The organism is Paraburkholderia sp. GAS348 (genome assembly GCF_050434205.1).
GTDB lineage: Bacteria > Pseudomonadota > Gammaproteobacteria > Burkholderiales > Burkholderiaceae > Paraburkholderia.
The window spans coordinates 252,681-266,503 of the sequence record NZ_JBNPVT010000001.1 but is presented as its reverse complement, the minus strand read 5'-3'; the positions used below and the strand labels follow the sequence as shown (position 1 = coordinate 266,503).

11 protein-coding genes and 2 pseudogenes are annotated in these 13,823 nt (G+C 61.4%); 3 read left to right on the top strand and 10 right to left on the bottom strand.

All coding sequences use genetic code 11. From position 1 onward, the window contains the following. Nucleotides 1-26: 26 nt before the first annotated feature. The 4 genes from P3T22_RS01240 to P3T22_RS01225 form a co-directional block, all read right to left on the bottom strand. Nucleotides 27-338 carry a high-potential iron-sulfur protein gene (locus tag P3T22_RS01240; protein ID WP_063500456.1) on the bottom strand — a complete coding sequence of 104 codons (312 nt, stop codon included), beginning with the start codon at nucleotides 336-338 and terminating at the stop codon, nucleotides 27-29. Between the two features lie 120 nt (nucleotides 339-458). After that, entirely contained in the window at nucleotides 459-593 is a 135-nt protein-coding gene (locus P3T22_RS01235) for a hypothetical protein (RefSeq protein WP_429323989.1), read from the bottom strand. Continuing rightward, nucleotides 590-1,273, bottom strand: coding sequence for a Fe2+-dependent dioxygenase (locus P3T22_RS01230; protein WP_063500457.1), 684 nt, complete (start codon nucleotides 1,271-1,273; stop codon nucleotides 590-592). Before P3T22_RS01230 ends, P3T22_RS01235 begins: the two co-directional genes overlap by 4 nt. A gap of 77 nt (nucleotides 1,274-1,350) precedes the next feature. Beyond that, nucleotides 1,351-3,543, bottom strand: coding sequence for a TonB-dependent receptor (locus P3T22_RS01225; RefSeq protein WP_429323988.1), 2,193 nt, complete (start codon nucleotides 3,541-3,543; stop codon nucleotides 1,351-1,353). Nucleotides 3,544-3,999: 456 nt separating this feature from the next. Between P3T22_RS01225 and P3T22_RS01220 the strand changes: the two are divergent. Beyond that, a pseudogene (locus tag P3T22_RS01220) lies at nucleotides 4,000-4,995 on the top strand (aldo/keto reductase). A 49-nt stretch (nucleotides 4,996-5,044) separates the two neighbouring features. Here P3T22_RS01220 and P3T22_RS01215 read toward each other — a convergent pair. From P3T22_RS01215 to P3T22_RS01195, 5 genes are all read right to left on the bottom strand, one after another. Continuing rightward, entirely contained in the window at nucleotides 5,045-5,845 is an 801-nt protein-coding gene (locus P3T22_RS01215; RefSeq protein ID WP_063500460.1) for an ROK family protein, read from the bottom strand. 35 nt (nucleotides 5,846-5,880) lie between these two features. Further along, nucleotides 5,881-7,482 (bottom strand): glucose-6-phosphate dehydrogenase, encoded by a 1,602-nt coding sequence (gene zwf, locus P3T22_RS01210; protein ID WP_429323987.1) that lies wholly within the window; start codon nucleotides 7,480-7,482, stop codon nucleotides 5,881-5,883. Nucleotides 7,483-7,712: 230 nt separating this feature from the next. Further along, the gene (locus tag P3T22_RS01205; protein WP_429323986.1) at nucleotides 7,713-10,520 is read right to left on the bottom strand and encodes an MGH1-like glycoside hydrolase domain-containing protein; all 2,808 of its coding nucleotides are present in this window, start codon (nucleotides 10,518-10,520) and stop codon (nucleotides 7,713-7,715) included. 51 nt (nucleotides 10,521-10,571) lie between these two features. Further along, entirely contained in the window at nucleotides 10,572-12,551 is a 1,980-nt protein-coding gene (locus P3T22_RS01200) for an amylo-alpha-1,6-glucosidase (protein ID WP_429323985.1), read from the bottom strand. Nucleotides 12,552-12,701: 150 nt separating this feature from the next. Beyond that, entirely contained in the window at nucleotides 12,702-12,932 is a 231-nt protein-coding gene (locus P3T22_RS01195) for a hypothetical protein (protein WP_429324172.1), read from the bottom strand. On the opposite strand from P3T22_RS01195, the pseudogene P3T22_RS01190 reads away from it, so the two are divergent. Further along, nucleotides 12,901-13,031: pseudogene (locus tag P3T22_RS01190) on the top strand (phospholipase domain-containing protein); the annotation flags it as partial. The gene P3T22_RS01195 and the pseudogene P3T22_RS01190 overlap by 32 nt on opposite strands. A 64-nt stretch (nucleotides 13,032-13,095) precedes the next feature. After that, a complete protein-coding gene (locus P3T22_RS01185) occupies nucleotides 13,096-13,362 on the top strand; it encodes a cupin domain-containing protein (protein ID WP_063500465.1) in 267 nt (88 codons plus the stop codon). Nucleotides 13,363-13,631: 269 nt separating this feature from the next. On the opposite strand, the gene P3T22_RS01180 is transcribed toward P3T22_RS01185, so the two are convergent. Continuing rightward, nucleotides 13,632-13,805, bottom strand: a complete 174-nt coding sequence (locus P3T22_RS01180; protein WP_158515381.1) for a hypothetical protein — start codon at nucleotides 13,803-13,805, stop codon at nucleotides 13,632-13,634. Nucleotides 13,806-13,823: the final 18 nt, after the last annotated feature.

Genomic DNA, 13,823 nt, shown 5'->3' with positions numbered 1-13,823 from the left:
ATACCCGCGCGCGGGCCGCTGCGCGGTCACATATTCGAATACGAACTGCACCAGCCGCGCGCGGCGACCTGCTTGTCGCCGAACAGCGTGCAGCCACCGTAGGCGTCTGTGGCTTTCCCCTGGAATAGCGAGCAGTTGGCGCAGGTTTGTCCGGCGGCATAGCTCGGGAATTTCGCCCTGTCGACTTTTGACGCATCCTCTTTATAGCCGACGGCCTGCGCCTTCGGATCGGCTTCGCTCAGTGTGTTCGCGGTGTCGGCGAACGCGACGCGGGACAGCATGAGCGATGAGCTCACGCCCACACTCAGCATCAGAAAATGGCGGCGTGAGGTTTGCATAATGGTCCGATTGGAAGTGGGGATGCTCGTCAGAACAGGCCGACTGGGCGCGCCGAGAAGCCGGTAGTTCTGCGCGTGAGTCCGGGCAGGCGCCAACAGTTTTGGCGGTCTGCGAGGATTCTAGCGCGAGCGCCCACTTTCATGCTGGCGAGCTTTCAGTTCGCCTCGATCAAGCCGCTTCGGTTCGCTCGGCACGGCCTCGATGGCCTTGATGGCCTCGGCCGGTTGGAACTCAATCGCCTCGGGGACGCTCACGTTTCGCTCCAGGTACGCAACAGGTTGTGATAGCAGCCCACCAGGCTACGGCGCGCAGCATCGTCGGCATGCGTGGCGTTCAGACGTTGGATCGCCGTGTCCATATCGAATAGCAACGCGCGCTGCGTGTCGCTGCGCACGAGGCTTTGCACCCAGAAGAAGCTGGCGAGGCGCGCACCGCGCGTGACCGGCGTGACCTGATGCAGGCTGGTGGCCGGATATACGATCATGTCGCCCGCCGGCAGCTTGACCTGCTGCACGCCGTAGGTGTCTTCGACAACGAGTTCGCCGCCGTCGTATTCGCCGGGTTCGGAGATGAACAGCGTCACCGACACATCCGTGCGCAGCTTGACGCCGTTGGGCAGCACCCGCACCGCACCGTCCACATGACTGCCGAACTGCATGCCGCCCTCGTAACGATTGAAGAGTGGCGGGTACACCTGATTCGGCAACACCGCGCTGATGAAAAGCGGGTTGCGCTCGATCGACGCGAGAATCACATCGCCGAGCTCACGCGCAAGCGGTGAATGCTCGGCGATCTGCTGGTTGCGTTTGACCGGCGCGCCCTGATAACCGGCCGTCGCGCGGCCGTCGACCCATGCATCGCCGGCGCTGTCGAGCCGCTCGCGCACAAAGCGCAATTGCTCGGCGTTCAGTACATTCGGAATGTGCAGCAGCATCTTGAGTTTCCTTGGCCTCGTTTAGTCGGCCTGCCGTTTGCGAGAGCGGCAAGCCCGCCGGATCAATGAGGCACGCTTCAGAACCGGTAGTCGAACGTCGCCAGCAGCGTGCGTCCGATACCCGGAACGGAACGGCCACCGTCCGATGGAATCAGCGCGTCATAGTACTGTTTGTTGGTGAGGTTGAGCAGATTCAGACGCACGTCGTATTTCTTCGCGTGATACGCGGCGGTCGCGTCCCAGCGGGTGTAGCCCGGGACCTGCACGTAGTTCGTATTCGATGCGTAGCGCGGCGACATATAGGTCGGGCCGCCGCCGATTTCCCAGTGCGGCGTGATCGCGTACGTGGTCCAGAGCGTCAGCGTATTGCGTGGCGTGTTGGCCGGCACGTGCCCTTGCGTGCCGTCGAGCGCCTTCAGGATGACGGCGTCCATATACGTGTAGCCGCCGAACACCTGCCACTTGTCGGTGATGTGCCCGGTAACGCCGGCCTGGAAACCATCGACGCGAACGTCGCCGTCGAGTTCATATTCAGTCGGCGAAACTTGCGTGCGGGCGTTAGTCATCTCCTCGCGGAAGAACGCGGAGGTTACCGAAATATTGCCGCCCAGCAGATCCCACTTGCCGCCCACTTCATACGACCTGGTCGACTCCGGCGCAAGGTTCTGCGTCAGGTTGGTCACCGTCAAGGCTTCGAGCGACGGATCGAACGACGTGCCATACGACACGTAGTACGACTGCCAGTCGGTCGGCTGGTAAATCACACCGGCGCGCACACTGGTGAAGAAGTTGGTTTGACTTGCGTAAAGCGGCGCCGTGATCGAGTTGTGGATCTGCGCCTGAAAGCGGTCCCAACGCAAACCGCCGATCACCTTCCAGTGTTGGCCGAGCGATATCGTGTCGTTGAGGTAGGCCGCGATTTCATTCGACCCGGAATCGGCGTGGTTGCCGACAGTCGTGGTCACGCCCGCGGGCGACGACAGATAAGCCGGATCCACCATCGAAACGACCGGCAAATTGTTGCGCGTGTACGCCTGGTTCGTGTAACTGTCGTGGCCGAGTTCGAAGCCGGCGATCAGATCATGTTTGAGCGGTCCGGTGTCGAACTTGTATTCGAGCATCGTGTCGTTGTACAGCGAGTGGTTTTCGATCACACGATCATGGCTCTGCAACTTGATGAACAACTGCGACGGCGACAACGTCGTGTAGTTGCCGTTAGTCAGCGCGGTGCTGCTGGCGAGCGGGCCCGTCAACACGGCTTGTGGCGCGGTTTCGCGCGCGTCGGTCAGTGAATGCGAGAACTGCGTCTGGTTGCTCAGGGTGAGACTGTCGGAGAACTTGTGCCTGATCGCGGCGGTGAACGTCTGCACGTCCTGAATCGTGCGGTCGGTGGTAAGGCCATAGAACGTGTTTTTCGGCACCGGCGAAGGATGTCCGTTCAACGCCTGCACGCCGTAATCCGGCATGTCGTAGTTGTGCTGGATCAGCGCGGAGATCGTCACTTCGGTCGGCGTGCCGATGCCGAAGCGTACTTCCGGCGCGATGCCGTAGTCCTTGTTCTTCATCACGTCGCGCGTCGAACCGAGACTTTGGCCGAATGCGTTCAGGCGGATGGCCGCGGTATCCGTCAGCTTATGGTTCACGTCGACGGTGGTGCGATAGCGGTCGTCGGTGCCGACCATTGCCGAGACTTCCGCTGAGTCTTTCAGGTTCGCTTTCTTGCTGACCTGGTCGATCACGCCGCCGGTCGAACCGCGGCCGAACAACATCGACGACGGGCCGTACAGTACTTCGAGTTCCTCGAGGTCGAAGGTGTCGCGATAGTACTGGTTGCGATCGCGGAACCCATCCAGATAGATGTCATTCTGTGCGCTAAAGCCGCGCAAATTGATGTTGTTGCCAATCTGACCGCCTTCGGCCGCGCCGATCGTCACGCCCGGCGCATTGCGCAGCGCATCCTGGAACGACGTGGCGCCTTGTGACGCGAGGACGGCTTTGTTGATGACGGTGACGGTCTGCGGGATATCGCGCAACGCAGTGGGCGTCTTGGCGCCGACGCTGGCGCGGTCTGCCTGGAAGTCCTGTTGTTCGGCTTGTGCCGCGACGCCGATAGCCGGCAAGGTCGCGTTATCGGCCGCCGTATTCGCCGGCGCGTTTTGAGCCGACGGCTGCGATGCGGTTTGCGGCGCGGTCTGCGCGACCGCGGGCGTGGCGAATGGCACGGCAAAAGCTAGCGCTAACGCTGTCGCCAGCGGCGTGTGATTGAACATGGGAAATCCCGTCAGAAGTGCGTTTGCCAGATCCGCATGTTCGACATGGAATCAATGACAAAACCGCAATTGGCTGGCTGCCGGTCTCCTGCTTGGAGCAAAGACGACGGGATGGCTGGCTGATGGTTAAATGAGAATCGATATCATTCCACATACGCGGTGGCGCATCAATGGCGCTGAAGTTTACTCGCTGTAATCAAATTGTTTCCATTTTTTACTGAAGTATGGAATTCGTAATTTTTAATGCGTCATCTCTCGCAGCACATTACATATTTGTAATATCAGACAGCCAACCGCAAGGCGATTTGCGCAACTGAGCAACACCAAAAAACTTTCTAAATACTGACAATCATCCAAGCCTGCATGCACGGGGGATCGAACACGAAATCGCCGCACCGTTTATCCTTTTTGCAACACTGCATACCGCAACCGTTCCGTCCTGCTTCGGAGTTGACCATGCAATATCGCAAATTCGGCCGCACTGGCCTGACCGTTTCGCGCCTCTGCCTCGGCACAATGACCTTTGGCCTGCAGACGGAAGAAGATGTCTCGCATCGCATTCTCGACACGGCGGCAGATGCCGGCGTGAACTTCATCGATACCGCCAACGTTTATCCGCTCGGCGGCGGCGAGAGCATTGCCGGGCGCACGGAGGAAATCGTCGGACGGTGGCTGAAGGGCAAACGCGACCGCTTCATTCTGGCGACGAAAGCGGTTGGCAAGATGGGGCCGTCGGCGTGGGATCAAGGCGCGTCGCGCAAGCATCTGCTGGATGCGATCGACGCATCGTTGCGGCGGCTCGGCACGGACTATGTGGACCTGTACCAGCTCCACTCCGACGATGCGAATACGCCGCTCGATGAGACGCTCGAGGCGCTGGACGTGATCGTATGATCGGGCAAGGCACGGTATATCGGCGTGTCGAATTTCCTGGCCTATCGGCTGGCGCGGGCTCTGGGCCGCGCTGATGTGCTGCGCACGGCGCGGTTTGTATCGGTGCAGCCCCGCTATAACCTGTTGTTCCGGCAGATCGAGAGGGAGCTGCTGCCTTTGGCGGCTGAAGAGCAATTAGCCGTGATGCCTTATAACCCGCTGGCGGGTGGGTTGCTGACGGGCAAGCATCGGGTGGATGCCGCGCCCACGTCCGGGCGATTTACCGAAACCGTCGGGCAAGCGGGGGCGATGTACCAGGAGCGGTACTGGCACAAGCGCGAATTCGACACGATCGAAAAGTTGAAGGCGATTGCGGCACCAACCGGCGAGTCTTTGACTCGGATTTCTCTTGCGTGGGTGTTGGCTAATCCGCTGATTAGCTCGGCGATCATCGGCGCCAGTCGCGCTGAGCAGTTGAGCGATACGCTGGCTGCTTCGGAACTGGTGCTCGATGCACAAGTCAAGGCACAGCTCGATGAAGTTACCCACGAATATCGATGGGGCGATGCGGCCAGATAGTGGGGTGCCTTTGACGGCGCGCAACACGGCTCGCCCACCGACGCGCGCATCACGTGAACCGGCCCGTCCGCTCATTGGCCTCCGGCAACTGCCGCGTTTCGCGCAGCGACTTCGGATGCCACAGCCGCGCGCCGCCTTCGATCCCCGCATCGTTCGATACGGTCGCGACATTTGCGGGCAACTTGAACGTCAGCCGCGCCGCGTTGCCGCCGCCAATCCACAGCTTGTCGAAGTTCACCAGCGAATCGAGAATCCCGATCACCTTCTGGACCCGGCGATTCCAGCGCTTATTTCCCGCCTTTTCGCGCGCCGCGTCGCCGATGTACTCGTCGTACGCCGCGCCCTTCTTACTAACCGGATGATGAGCAAGCTCGAGGTGAGGCATCAACTCGCCATCGCGAAACAGCGCCGTGCCCGCGCCCGTGCCAAGCGTCAGCACGAACTCGAGCCCATGACCTTCGATCGCGGCAAAGCCCTGCATCTCGGCATCGTTGATCATCCGCACCGGCAGACCGCCCAGGCGTTGTGCCAGCGACTCCGCTAACGGAATGTCGTGCCAGCCTTCAACGCCAAAGTGCGGCGCCGTCAGAATGCGATTGTTGCGCACCACGCCCGGGAAGCCGATCGACATCAGCGTGGGCCGCTCCTTTTCGACGAGCGGCTCGACCAGCTTCACCAACGCATCCACCAGTTGATCCGGCGTGCACGGATGCGGCGTCGGCACGCGCAAACGCTCGGTTTTCATCTGGCCGCCGGCATCGATAATCGCGGCTTTCAGGCCTGTGCCGCCGACATCGATCGCCAGAATCCGCTCGGCACTGCTTTTTACTGTCGTCTTACGTGTGGCCACGGGGTCCCCCGATTGTGTTGGTGCGTCTCACGAAGCTACTTCTTTTCGACTGCATCCCGCTTCAAAGGCCGCCATGCATGGCCGTCGCGTGCGAGCAGCGCGTCTGCCTCAGCGGGCCCCTCGCTGCCAGCCGGATAACCGTGCACCGGTATCGCGCCACCGATCTTCGGGTGCAGCACGTCGTCCACCGCGCACCAGCTCGTTTCGATGCTGTCGGCGCGCTGGAATAACGTCTCGTCGCCAAGCATGCAGTCGTACAACAAGGTCTCGTAGCCGACATTGGCCCGTTCCGCGAAGAAATCTGAATAGTCGAAAGACGACTGCACCGCGCCGACCCGCATCACCGGCCCCGGTGTCTTCACGTTGAAGTCGAAGCTCGTGCCGTGCGCGGGATCGATGCGCAAGGTCAGCACGTTCGGCGTTAGCGCGTCGACCGGCGTATCGCGGAACAGACGGAACGGCACCGGCTTCAGTTGCACCGATATCTCCGTACGGCGCGCGGCAAGCCGCTTACCGGTGCGCAGATAAAACGGCACGCCCGCCCAACGCCAGTTCTCGACGTACACGCGTGCGGCGGCGTAGGTTTCGGTCGTGCTGCCCGGCGCGACGTCCGGCTCCTCACGATAGCCGACGCCCGCCGGCCCCTTGTCGTATTGACCGAAGACGACGTCGCCGGCACTCAGCGGCTGGATCGCGTCGAAGATTTCAGCCTTCTTGTCGCGCACGGCTTCGGCGTCGAACGAATTCGGCGGCTCCATCGCGACCATGCCGAGCAACTGGAACAGGTGGTTCGGCAGCATGTCGCGGAACGCACCGGTCTGCTCGTAAAACTTGCCGCGCCCCTCCACGCCGATTGTTTCGGCAGCGGTGATTTGCACGCTGTCGATATATTCGCGCCGCCAGTTCGGTTCGAACAAGGCGTTCGCGAAGCGCACCGCGAGAATGCTTTGCACGGTGTCCTTACCGAGAAAGTGATCGATTCGATACACCTGCGACTCGTTCGCGTACGACAGAATGTGCGCGTTCAGATCGCGCGCCGAGGCGAGATCGGTACCGAATGGCTTTTCGATCACGATGCGGCGGAAGCCGCCCGCGTCGCCCCCGCCTTCTTTCAGCAAGCCCGCTTTGCCGAGATGCTCGACGATCGGCTTGAAAAAGCGCGAGCTGACCGCCAGGTAAAAAATCACGTTGCCGCCCGGCGTTTGATCGAGCTTTTGCTTGAGCTTCGTGAACGTGTCATCGGTTTCGAATTCGCCGGCCATGTATTCGAGCCGTTGCGCCACCCACTCCCACGCCTTGTCGTCGAGCTTGCCGGCATGGAAGGTGCTGGCTTTGTCGGCGGCGAACTGTTGCAGCGACGTGTGCAGGTCCTCGCGCCATGCGCTCGTCTCGCGCTCGCCGTGATTCACGCCGACGATCTTCATGCCGTCGTCGAGCAGGCCGTCCACCGCGAGGTTGTACAGCGCGGGCATCAGCAGCCGTTTGGTCAGGTCGCCACCCGCACCGAAGATCACCAGCGTGCAAGGCGGCGCAGGCCGCTTGCCGGCCGGCGACGACGGCGCCTCATGGGGACCCGCGCTGACTTTGCAGCTGGGTTCGCGAGGGGCGGAAGTTGGGGTGTTCGGAGTAGTCGACATGGGATTCGCTTAAGGAAGGGAAGCCAATGGAACGGACGTGGCGGTACATGAAAGACCACGCTTGAACCCGCACAGTTCAAAAACAACGACTCAAGCTGCCCGGCGCGCGCTGTATGGGTTATGTAACCTCGCGCGCGGCTGGGTCGCTACTCGATTCTCGCTACTCGCTACTTGCTACTCGCCACTCGCCACTTGCTACTTGCTACTTGCTACTTGCTACTTGCTACTTGCTACTTGCTCACTGCCGTTGTCAGCGCAGACGCAGGTTCGGGCGCAGACTCCGGCGGGCAAGCGGGGGCGGGCGCCGTAGTCGACGTGGGAATCGGCGCCCGGTCCGGCTCGCCTGCCAGCGGCACATTACCCGACGCGGCCATCGCCCTCGGTTGCAGAAGCAACGCCACCAGCCCGGTCCAACCGGTTTGATGCGAAGCGCCCACACCACGCCCATTGTCGCCATGGAAATACTCATGGAACAGAACGAGATCGCGCGAACGCGGGTCGGCCTGCAGGAGCGGATACGCGCCCATCACCGGACGTTCGCCGTTTTTGTCCTTCAGGAACAAGGTGGTTGCCCGGCGCGCCAGTTCGTCGCCGATTTCGCAGAGCGAGAACTTCTGCCCCGAGCCGGTCGGATATTCGACGCGGAAATCGTCGCCGTAGTAGCGATGAAATTCGTACAGCGATTCAATCAGCAGATAGTTCACCGGCATCCACACCGGTCCGCGCCAATTCGAATTGCCGCCGAACACGCGGGTGTCGGATTCGGCCGGCAGGTACTTGACGGTGACGCTGGTGCCGTTGTGGTTGAACTCGAACGGATGGTCGCGATGGAATCGCGACAACGCCCGCACGCCGTGATCGGAGAGGAATTCGCTCTCGTCGAGCGCGCGGCGCAGCAATGCTTTCATCCGATGCCCGCGCAATAGCGAGAGCAGCAACGCATTGCCCTTGCCGGGCTCGTTCCAGCGCGACACCAGCTTCGCCAGATCGGGGCGATGTTCGAGGAACCAGACGAGCCGCTCGCGCAGACCCGGCAAGTGACCATGCAAACGTTCTTCGAGCACGTGCACGGCGAAAAGCGGAATCAGGCCGACAATCGAGCGCAGGCGCATCGGAATATTGCTGCCGTCGGGCAGTCGCAGTTTGTCGTAGAAGAATTCGTCTTCGCTGTCCCATAGCCCCGTATCGCAACCGTCGTCGCAACTCACGGCCTCGGCGATATACAGGAAGTGCTCGAAAAATTTCACGCCGATATCGACGAACACGTGGTTCGCATACGCGAGCTCGAGCGCGATACGCATCAGGTCGAGCGCGTACGCGGCCATCCACGCGGTGCCGTCGGCCTGATCGATATGGCCGCCGGTCGGCAGCGGCGACGAGCGGTCGAAAATGCCGACGTTGTCCAGCCCGAGAAAGCCGCCCTGAAAGACGTTGTGGCCGTCCGCATCCTTGCGGTTCACCCACCACGTGAAGTTCAGCAACAGCTTGTGGAAGACGAGTTCCAGAAAATCGCGATCCGCTTTGCCCGTGAGCGCACGGTCGATTTCGTACACGCGCCAGGCGGCCCACGCATGCACAGGGGGATTCGCGTCGCCGAGCGCCCATTCGTAAGCGGGCATCTGGCCGTTTGGATGCTGATAGCGGTCCTTCACCAGCAGCAGCAATTGACGCTTGGCAAACGCGGGATCGATCAGCGCGAAGGCGGCCGCGTGAAACGCCAGGTCCCACGACGCGTACCACGGATATTCCCACTTGTCAGGCATCGACACGATGTCCGCGTTGCACAGATGCCGCCAGTCCGCATTGCGCCCGCGTTTGCGGGACCCAGGCGGCTTGGGCTGCAGTGGATCGCCTTCGAGCCAGCGCTGCACGTCGTACTGGTAGTACTGCTTGGACCACAACATGCCGGCAAGCGCCTGGCGCTGCACGAGGCGCGCGTCGGGATCGTCGATCTCGTGCTGCAGCGCGCCATAGAACTCATTGGCCTCGGCGATGCGGTGAGCGAATACCGCATCGGCATCGAGTTGCGCGTCATCGGGACTCGACTGCGGACGCCAGCGCATGGTCACCACGGCGCGGCCATGCGGGCCGAGCTCAATTGACGCGTGCGCACCCGCCTTGGTGCCGGCGTCGCGGCGTACCGCCTGTTCGTCGCCATGGATGAGGTAGTCGTTGAAGCCGTCTTTGAACGGCCCCGTGCCATCCATGTTGAATAGGCGCTTGACGTTGGTGTCGTTCTCGCAGAACAGCCACGTCATCTGCGGCGCGTCTTTCGACCACGCTGTCACGACGATCGGCTCATGGCCATGCTGACGGCCGACCACGTGCACTTCGCCGTTGTGGTCGTGGCCCGCAACGAGCGACGGCTTGTCCTTGTTCTCCTTCCACGACCACGAGTTGCGCGCCCAGATTTGCGGCAGCACATCGAGTGAGGCCGCCTCGTCCGCGCGATTCTCGATCGTCACGCGCATCAGGATGTCGTCGGGCCCGTGCTTCGCATATTCGACCTGCACGTCGAAGTAACGCAAATCGTCGAACACGCCGGTGTCGAGGATTTCGTATTCCGGCATGTCACCGCCGCGTCGCGCGTTTTCCTGAATCAGGTCGTCGTACGGAAAGGCGGCATGCGGGTACTTGTAGAGCATCCGCATGTACGAATGCGTAGGTGTGCCATCGAGGTAGAAGTACAACTCCTTGACGTCCTCGCCGTGATTGCCCTGCGCGTTCGTGAGGCCGAACAGACGTTCCTTCAGGATTGGGTCTTTGCGGTTCCACAGCGCGAGCGACACACACCAGCTGAGTTTGTCGTCGCCGAAACCGGCAATGCCGTCTTCGCCCCAACGGTAGGCGCGGCTGCGCGCGTGGTCGTGTGGAAAGTGGTCCCAGGCGGTGCCGTCCGGGCTGTAATCCTCACGCACTGTGCCCCATTGACGCTCGCTGAGATATGGCCCCCAGCGCTGCCAATGGGCACAGTCGGCCGAGTGCAGGCGGGCACCTTCGATCGTGTCGAACAGATTGGCAGCGCGCAGCGGTGGCATGACGATGTCCTTGCGTCGGGCCTGGCGGTGGGACTCACATCGTAGCGCTGTTTAAGGGGCGATGGACTCCAATCGGGCAAGCAGGTTTTCGATGCGCAGCAACTCCCCCAGCGACCACGCCTGAAACGGCGTGCCGGCGGGTGTGTGCGGCGCGTCGCCGTCGGCAATTTCGCAGAGATGGTCGAGGCCGGCGTGATCGAGATGCGCGTACAGCGGGTCGAGAAAGCGTGCTTTGGCTTGTGCACGGGCGTCCGGTTCGGCGCTGTGAACCCGCAGCCATGCTTCGACGAACGGGCCTAGCAGCCATGGCCAGACTGTCCCTTGATGATAGGCGCCATCGCGCTGCAGCGGGGCGCCGCCGTAGTGCCCGCGATAGGCAGGATCGGACGGCGCGAGCGTTCTGAGGCCAAGCGGCGTGAGCAACTGGGTTTCGACCTGATCGACCACTGCGCGCGCCGCCGCGCCTTCGAGTAACGGAAACGGCAGACCGCCCACGGCGAAGATCTGGTTCGGACGGATCGAGCGATCGACTGTCCCTTTCAGGAAATCCACGTCGACGTTGTCGACTAGCGCTTGCGTCGACGGATCGGTAAAGCGTTCATGGAACGATTGCAGTGCTCGCTGCGCAGGCGGCTGCCATTGCGGATTCCACGTTGCTGCAATGCGCAATGCGTTGATCCAGAGCGCCTGCACTTCCACGGGTTTGCCGATCCGTGGCGTGACCACCCAGTCGCCGACCTTTGCATCCATCCACGTGAGTTGTACGCCGGGGACGCCGGCGCTCAGGAGGCCGTCGTCGGGGGATGCCTTGATGTTGAAGCGCGTGCCGTTCGTGTAGCCGGCGAGGATGGTTTCGACTGCCTGTTGCAGGCGCGTTCGGGTGTCGGCGTTCGCGTGGTTCGTCGCCAGATAGTCGTGGACGGCGATGACGAACCATAACGATGCATCGACGGAGTTGTATTCCGGGGTGTCGCCATAGTCGGGGAAGCGATTCGGCAGCATGCCTTCGGACAAGGCGCCCGACCATTCGAGCAGGATCGCTTCGGCTTCGTCGAGGCGGCCCGCCGCGATCAGCAGGCCGCGCATGGCGATGAACGTGTCGCGGCCCCAATCGGTGAACCATGGAAAGCCGGCGAGAATCGTGCGGCCCTCGTTGCGCGCTACGACGTAGGCATCGGCGGAACGCTGCAGCCGTGAGCCGAGTGCGCTGCGGCGCTGCTGTTCGATGCGCGCGAGTTCGGTGGCGTAGGCGAGTGCGTTCGTGCCTGCCCGCGCCGATGTCGAGGATGCGATCGACGCGCTGAAGATCATCACCGCTTCACCATCGGCTAGATTGAAGCTGAACACGCCGGGCGTGGCAAGGTCCTCACTAAAATCAAGGCCACGCTCGCGCTCGCGAACGTAGCAGAAGTTTCGGTACCAATCAGGCGCGTGCGTGTAGACGCCGTTTGTTACGGCGTCGATGACCGGCAGGTCACCGTAGGGTTGCCAACTCACGCAGGCCTGGCCGCCACTTGTCTGCGCGTTGAAGTTGAACGCGGAATTCTCATGGTGCAGCGCGTGGTAGTCGCGGCCGGAGAGCAACGGCCTGACTTTCAGACTGAACGCGGCCGTGGCAAAAGTGGCGTCTGAGCCTTCCAGCCGCCAGCGCAAAACTGTTTCGCGCGTCGCCTTGCTCACGAACACTTCCGCTATCAGCGTTAGGTGCGGATCAAGTTGGAAACGCCATGTCGGCCACGGCTCGGTGTCGAACTCGAGAAGACTCGCCGTCAGGTCCGGATAGATCACGTCCGGCATGTATCGCTGCATGCTCAATGGATAACGCTTACCGTCCGCTTCGAGCCAAGCTTCGATACCGTTGACGAGCACCACGCGCCCACCGGGCGCACGCGTGGCCGTGAGCAGCAACGCGTGATAGCGGCGCGTACGCAGCGTGCCGACGGTTCCCGATGCGAAGCCGCCAAAGCCGTCTGCTTCGAGCCATTCGTCTTCGAGGCGCGTGATGTCGAACGGTCGGTCGATGTGTGTCATGCACTTACCGAGGTTATGCAAACTGCAAATCTTTCGGTGTGCCTGGACTTCAGGCGCGGGCGTTAGCGTGACCATTGTCCTGCCTACGGCTTTCCGTTTCCTTTCGATCGGCCAACACGAATTGTTAAGCTTTGTTCACTCGCAAACGTTTCACAAATATTTCTCGAAGGGAATGGACACTGCATCCGCCGTCACAAATTGTGATGCAGCCATGCGAACAGACACCCGCCTAGCCAGCGCCGTTTTCGTTGCACTTGCAACATTCGCGTTGAGCGGTTGTGGCGCCGATGACTCCACCTCGGCGTCAGTGTCTTCATCGCCGAGCACCGTTAATAACGGTGTCGCGCAAAAGAAGAACACGTTTGAAATCGTGTTTGCCAATAGCGGCAGCCAAGGTGCGCATTTCTATGTGTACTCGACGAATCGTACGGATGTCCGTGGCGCTACACGGTCGAGGCTGCCAAGTCGCCCAGCGAGACGCTCTGCATGAACTGACGGACAGCGTTACATTGAATGTCCGCCACTGCTTCACGATGGAGACGCCATGGACCGCGAAACGTTTACTGAAAACCTGACGAAAGAAGGTTTCGCTGAAACCGTCGTTGTGACACGGGAGGCGAACACCTCGATGGATGTTCACGAGCATCCGTTCGAGGCGAAGGCCTTGATTCTGGACGGCGAGTTGCACATCCGCGTGGGCGAGACGGAGCAGACGTATAAAGCCGGCGACGTCTTCCACTTGCCAGCGAACAAACCGCATGCCGAACGCTACGGGCCGAATGGTGTGACGTATCTGGTAGGAAGGAAGTAGGAGCGCGTGAATTGTCGGCGTGCGGAGTGAAGCCGTAAAGCGCCGCACCATGATCGCCGTCGCGGCAACAGATTTTAAGGCGCGCGCAGCGCCCCCGAAAACATGACGTCCTTGTCATTACACGTTAGCGCCTGAAGTTGCGAGAGCTCTGCGTCTACGAAGACATGCCCCCTTCAGGGCAACGCGTCCACCCAGCATTAGCTGGTGTAAGCCGCGTTCTTTTGCCTACTAAGGGCCGGCCGACAGCGGGCCATTTTTTTGTCCAAGAATTACGACGCTCGTACTTCGTCCGCCCCTGCCTTCAACTCACACAGTTCGATGATGCCGCCCGGCGTGCCTAACTTGTCGGTCAAGCCCGCATCAATCGGCGAATCGTTGATGGTGTCACGGTCAACGACGGCGCGTACCGAATGTTCCCCTTCGTTGTAGATCGAAACTTCCATCGTTTTCGCCTCCGCTCG

Coding starts and splice junctions, on each gene's coding strand:
- zwf (WP_429323987.1), bottom strand. CDS start 7,482: ATGTCGACTACTCCGAACACCCCAACTTCCGCCCCTCGCGAACCCAGC.
- P3T22_RS01225 (WP_429323988.1), bottom strand. CDS start 3,543: ATGTTCAATCACACGCCGCTGGCGACAGCGTTAGCGCTAGCTTTTGCC.
- P3T22_RS01185 (WP_063500465.1), top strand. CDS start 13,096: ATGGACCGCGAAACGTTTACTGAAAACCTGACGAAAGAAGGTTTCGCT.
- P3T22_RS01180 (WP_158515381.1), bottom strand. CDS start 13,805: ATGGAAGTTTCGATCTACAACGAAGGGGAACATTCGGTACGCGCCGTC.
- P3T22_RS01200 (WP_429323985.1), bottom strand. CDS start 12,551: ATGACACACATCGACCGACCGTTCGACATCACGCGCCTCGAAGACGAA.
- P3T22_RS01230 (WP_063500457.1), bottom strand. CDS start 1,273: ATGCTGCTGCACATTCCGAATGTACTGAACGCCGAGCAATTGCGCTTT.
- P3T22_RS01240 (WP_063500456.1), bottom strand. CDS start 338: ATGCAAACCTCACGCCGCCATTTTCTGATGCTGAGTGTGGGCGTGAGC.
- P3T22_RS01205 (WP_429323986.1), bottom strand. CDS start 10,520: ATGCCACCGCTGCGCGCTGCCAATCTGTTCGACACGATCGAAGGTGCC.